Here is a 1,206-nt window from a genome sequence, read left to right on the forward strand (position 1 = left end):
CGAGGCGACGAGCGCCGTTGGCTGGCGATGCAGTTCGAAGGAGATGGCATACGGCCTTATGTGCCGGTGATCATCAACGAGATCGTGCAACATGTAATTCTGCCCCTGATCCCGCTCTCGCTGCTGCTTCTCCTGTTTAATGTTTTTGCTGTGCGCAGAGTGCTCCATCCGTTGCGGCGTGCAGAGAGCGAGGTCGATGCGCTAGATCCTGAAAATATCCTGACCCGCTTATCCGAGCCCGCGGCGCCGCGCGAGGTCAATACCTTGGTTCGTGCGGTGAACCGCGCGCTGACGCGGCTTGACCGATCGATGGCGATCTTGCGCAGTTTCACCGCGAATGCTGCGCATGAGCTGCGGACGCCACTGGCAATCATGCAATTGTCGCTCGACCAACTGCCAGCGGGAAAGGTGCGTGACGATTTGCAGACGGACACGCGACACATGACCCGGCTGGTCGAGCAAATGCTCGACCTGGCACAAGCGGACGCCCTCGCGAATGTTGGGCATGTACCCCTCGATCTGGCAGCTATCGGTCGGGACGTGGTAGCTACGATGGCACCCAAAACATTTGCCGCACACCGCGACCTACGGTTCGCCACTACCGGGGATACGCAGGCGATCGGTCATGCCGAGGCGATCTTTCGCATTTACCGCAACCTTGTCGATAACGCGCTCAAGCATGCGCCTGGCAATACCCCGATTGATGTGTCTGCCGGCCCCGGACCTCAAATATCTGTGCGAGACTATGGTCACGGCATTGCCGACGAAGACCTGCCGCATATCTTTGAACGGTTCTGGCGCAAAGATCGGCGCGCCTCCGATGGTGCAGGCCTTGGCCTCGGCATCGTCCAGCGGCTTGTCGAAGCGCATGGCGGCACAATCATTGTCGAAAATGCACCCGGTGGGGGTGCAGTGTTTACCGTCCGTCTGCAAGCTCCGCCGGACGACCGATAATCCGATCAATTGCGCGCGACCGTGGCAGCTCGCGTTACCCTTTTTAGGTTCTCAGCGAAAGAATATGAAGTGAATATTGCAAAAATCGGTCCACCGAAACACGGCGAAGGACATTTTCTGACTCGCGTCGGGTGGCTTCGTGCAGCAGTGCTCGGAGCAAACGACGGTCTACTTTCTACCGCAAGCCTAATGGTTGGCGTTGCAGCCGCAGCGCCTGGATCGAGTCAGATCGTGCTTACTGGGGTCGCAGGA

2 protein-coding genes are annotated in these 1,206 nt (G+C 58.7%); both read left to right on the forward strand.

Annotated elements, in window-relative coordinates; translation table 11 throughout:
• A partial coding sequence (locus tag AACY49_RS29600) for a sensor histidine kinase (protein WP_339527724.1) occupies window positions 1-954 on the forward strand: 954 nt, incomplete at its 5' end.
• 75 nt (window positions 955-1,029) lie between these two features.
• Window positions 1,030-1,206 (forward strand): VIT1/CCC1 transporter family protein (locus AACY49_RS29605; protein WP_445262672.1); only part of this gene is annotated, 177 nt, incomplete at its 3' end.

Source organism: Pseudomonas sp. EL_65y_Pfl2_R96 (genome assembly GCF_963970905.1).
In the GTDB taxonomy this organism is placed as follows: domain Bacteria; phylum Pseudomonadota; class Gammaproteobacteria; order Pseudomonadales; family Pseudomonadaceae; genus Aquipseudomonas.